The sequence below is a fragment of the Nonomuraea antimicrobica genome, assembly GCF_039536965.1.
Classification (GTDB): domain Bacteria; phylum Actinomycetota; class Actinomycetes; order Streptosporangiales; family Streptosporangiaceae; genus Nonomuraea; species Nonomuraea antimicrobica.
The window spans coordinates 1-1079 of the sequence record NZ_BAAAZP010000284.1 but is presented as its reverse complement, the minus strand read 5'-3'; the positions used below and the strand labels follow the sequence as shown (position 1 = coordinate 1079).

General features: G+C 64.8%; 1 protein-coding gene. It reads left to right on the top strand.

Going from position 1 to position 1079, the window contains the following annotated elements:
* Positions 1-30: 30 nt before the first annotated feature.
* Positions 31-1079 (top strand): IS630 family transposase (locus ABD844_RS52695; protein ID WP_344897830.1); only part of this gene is annotated, 1049 nt, incomplete at its 3' end.

Sequence of the window (1079 nt, the reverse complement as noted above, 5' to 3'; positions counted from 1 at the left end):
CTGGCTGTCTCTGAAAGCTGGGAGGTAGTCGTGGCTCGTCCACCGGATGTGTTCGTCCGGCCCTTGTCGATGGAGGAGGGCCGGAAGATCCAGCGCATCACCCGGACTGCGAAGGACCCGGTCAAGCTGCGCCGGGCGATCGTGGTGATGATGTCGGGGCAAGGTCAGAGCGTGCCGGACATCACCTCGTTGATGCAGGTCGGTGAGGATTACGTGCGTGATGTCATCCATGCCTTCAACGAGCGGGGGTTCGACGCGCTGGACCCAAAATGGAGCGGGGGCCGGCCGCCGGCGATCAGTGAGCAGACACGCGAGCACATCTGCCTGATCGCCCGGACGGTCCCCGCCGAATGGGGCATCACCGGCCACTCCACCTGGAGTTTGCGCACCTTGGCCGAACACCTCATCGCTCGCGGTGTGGTGGACGCCCTCAGCCGCGAGCACCTGCGGCGCATCCTGCGTCAGGGCGGTGTGAGCTGGCAGACCACCACCACGTGGAAGGCGTCCAACGACCCGCACTTCATCGCCAAGATGCAGCGGGTGCTGGAGTTGTACGATCACCCACCCGCCAACGGGAAAGTGATCTGCGTCGATGAGTTCGGCCCGTTGAACCTGCTGCCCCGCAAGGGTAAACGGTGGCGTCCGGCCGGAAGCCCGGCCCGGCTGCGGGCCACCTACAACCGCTACTTCGGCGTCATGCACATGATCGCCGCGCTGGATCTGGCCACCGGCAAGCTGTACTACCGCATCCGCCTGCGTAAGCGGTGGCGGGAGTTTCTGTCCTTCCTCAAGACGCTGCGCTCACGGTGGCCTGGCCAGAGGCTGTATGTGATCATGGACAACTACTCACCGCACAAGCATCCACAGATCCGGGCCTGGGCCGCCGACAACGACGTCGAGCTGGTGTTCCTGCCGACCTACGGCTCATGGTTGAACTGGATCGAGTCCGAGTTCGCCGCACTGCGCTACTACGCCCTCAACGGCACCGACCACCGCACTCATGACGAGCAGAACGCAGCGATCGGTGGCTACATCCGCTGGCGCAACGCCCGTGCCCAACCGAAGACCAGCTTCGCCGC